1 protein-coding gene is annotated in these 1,029 nt (G+C 30.5%); it reads right to left on the reverse strand.

Going from position 1 to position 1,029, the window contains the following annotated elements; all coding sequences use genetic code 11:
• Positions 1-21: 21 nt before the first annotated feature.
• Complete coding sequence (locus C1X07_RS24720; protein WP_103072716.1) at positions 22-927, reverse strand: IS982 family transposase; 906 nt, start codon at positions 925-927, stop codon at positions 22-24.
• Positions 928-1,029 lie beyond the last annotated feature (102 nt).

The raw sequence follows: 1,029 nt of genomic DNA on the forward strand, positions 1-1,029 counted from the left end.
ACCTGAATTCGATCTAAGTATTTAGCAGAATAGTGCTAATTGGTTTGATTTGATAGTTTCAAATTTGATTTCTGGTTTCTTTTCTTGAAAAGAATAAGCAATAAGACTAGCTACAAGATTAGTAATAAAATTACCAAAGCTTCTATGCCTTGAATGCTCAGCTTGGGCAATGTTTTTTAGTTGATCATTTATGGTTTCTATTACAGATCTTTTTCTTAACAGTATCTTATCTCTCATAGTCATTAATACATTTTTCATGTTGTTTTTAATACTAGTAACTAAATGCAATCCTTGATCAAATAATATCGAAGCTAATTCCTTAGAGATATACCCTTTATCGGCATATAAACTTCCAAATATTTTCTTTAGAAAGTTCTCTTGTTTCAGGGGTGTTCTATCATCTACATTAGCCTGAGTAATAATAAAATCAAGAAGTTCACCTTTATCGTTAATAATGATGTGGAGTTTGAAACCATAGAACCATCCCATTGTTGATTTGCCTATGGTAGCGATATCTTTAAAGACTTTATTATTGCTAATTCTCTTGTTTTTGCAAGCTCTAATTGGGGTAGAATCCACAAAGGAAATACCTGTACACTCTCCCAAACAACAAGTCTTTAAGTACAAGGTTAAAGGCACTAGATTAAACTGCATTAACTCTACAAAACGGTTATAAGAAACTGTCTTTGGAAATTCATTTTGTAATTGCTGTTGTACATATAAAATATAGAAATGCTTAAAGGTTCTTATCCCACTTAGATGAAACAATACAGTAATAGTTACTACCTCGCTTGTAGACATGGTAAACTTTCGATTTCTGGTCTTTTTACCTGTTGTCACTTGTCTTTTTCGCATAGCAGGCTCATAAACAGTACAAAAATCATCAATAGAACAAAATATTTCAGTAATTTTATCTTTAGAAATCATAAGCAGAATAATTTTAGTGAGTTGAAAATCAATGCCTTAATTTACTAAATATTCTGCTTTTTCTATGATTTAAAACTCAATTTCTTACGTCGAATTCAGGTT

The sequence above is a fragment of the Aquimarina sediminis genome, from assembly GCF_002895435.1.
GTDB classification, from domain to species: Bacteria; Bacteroidota; Bacteroidia; order Flavobacteriales; family Flavobacteriaceae; genus Aquimarina; species Aquimarina sediminis.